At 44.4% G+C, this 1,760-nt stretch carries 1 rRNA gene; it reads right to left on the bottom strand.

What is annotated here, in order from left to right:
• Window positions 1-1,725 (bottom strand): 23S ribosomal RNA (locus HMPREF3181_RS00600); the annotation flags it as partial.
• Between the last annotated feature and the right edge of the window lie 35 nt (window positions 1,726-1,760).

The following is a 1,760-nucleotide window of genomic DNA, read 5'->3' as shown; positions in this document are numbered from 1 at the left end:
TTCACATCTAATGGTACCCCTTCTCCCGAAGTTACGGGGTCATTTTGCCGAGTTCCTTAACAAAGGTTCTTCCGCGCGTCTTAGGATTCTCTCCTTGCCTACCTGTGTCGGTTTTGGTACGGGTATCTTCTCACTCAATAGTACCTTTTCTTGGCAGTTTGGAATCTGTTGCTTCACTACTCATTTTTCGCTCCCCATCACATCTCGATATTAAGATTAGGGATTTGCCTCTAATCTCTATCTACTTGCTTAGACGTGCTCTACCATTCACACGCTCAACATATCCTCCTGCGTCAGTACATCTCTCAAACATTCAAAGATAGTACAGGAATCTCAACCTGTTGTCCATCGCTTACGCTTTTCAGCCTGGGCTTAGGTCCCGACTTACCCTGAGAGGACGAGCCTTCCTCAGGAATCCTTAGGCTTTCGACGGGCAGGATTCTCACCTGCCTTTTCGCTACTCATGCCAGCATTCTCTCTTCTGTAAAGTCCACTTCGTCTTCCAACTTAGCTTCACCCCTTACACAATGCTCCTCTACCACTAATTTACATTAGTCCACAGCTTCGGTATTAGATTTTAGCCCCGTTCATTTTCGGCGCTCTACCACTTGACCAGTGAGCTATTACGCACTCTTTAAATGTATGGCTGCTTCTAAGCCAACATCCTGGTTGTCTAAGTAGTAAAACATCCTTTACCACTTAATCTATATTTAGGGACCTTAGCTGGTGGTCTGGGCTCTTTCCCTTTTGACTATGAAGCTTATCCCACATAGTCTGACTCCCAATCATCATTTATCAGGTATTCGGAGTTTGATAACTTTCGGTAATGTCTAACACCCCTACGGTATTCAGTGCTCTACCCCCTGTAAACTAAATTGAGGCTAGCCCTAAAGCTATTTCGAGGAGAACCAGCTATCTCCAAGTTCGATTGGCTTTTCACCCCTATCCACAAGTCATCCGATAACTTTTAAACGTTACCCGGTTCGGTCCTCCATGAAATTTTACTTTCACTTCAACCTGCTCATGGATAGATCACCTGGTTTCGGGTCTATGGCATACGACTTATCCGCCCTATTCAGACTCGGTTTCCCTACGGCTCCGTAACTTCATTACTTAACCTTGCCGCACACCATAACTCGCTGGCCCGTTCTACAAAAAGTACGATATCATCTCTCTATAAGACTCTATCTGCTTGTAGGCATAAGGTTTCAGGTTCTATTTCACTCCCCTCCCGGGGTTCTTTTCACCTTTCCCTCACGGTACTATTCTCTATCGGTCACTGAGTAGTATTTAGCCTTAGGGGGTGGTCCCCCCATGTTCACACAGGATTTCTCGTGTCCCATGCTACTCTTTCTAAGTCAGATATTAATCAATTTCGTTTACAAGACTTTCACTTTCTTCGGTTGGCCTTCCCAGACCATTCTACTATCAATCTTTATCCTTAACTTATTTTGGGCTCTTTCCATTTCGCTCGCCGCTACTTTGAAAATCGAATTTTTTCTTTCTTTTCGTCTGGCTACTTAGATGTTTCAGTTCACCAACTCTCCCCTCTTATTGCTATGTATTCACAATAAGATACTTGAGGTTTGCTCAAGTAGGTTTCCCCATTCGGACATTCCCGGATTAACAGATATTTGCTCCTCCCCGAGACTTTTCGCAGCTTATCACGTCCTTCTTCGGCTCTCAGTGCCAAGGCATTCACCTTATGCCCTTGGTCGCTTGACCAGAAATATATTACTCTTTAATTTTCAGGTTTCTTG

The organism is Parvimonas sp. KA00067 (genome assembly GCF_001553085.1).
Classification (GTDB): Bacteria; Bacillota; Clostridia; order Tissierellales; family Peptoniphilaceae; genus Parvimonas; species Parvimonas parva.
Note: the sequence above shows the minus strand (reverse complement) of the source record. Positions and strands in the feature narration are given on the sequence as shown.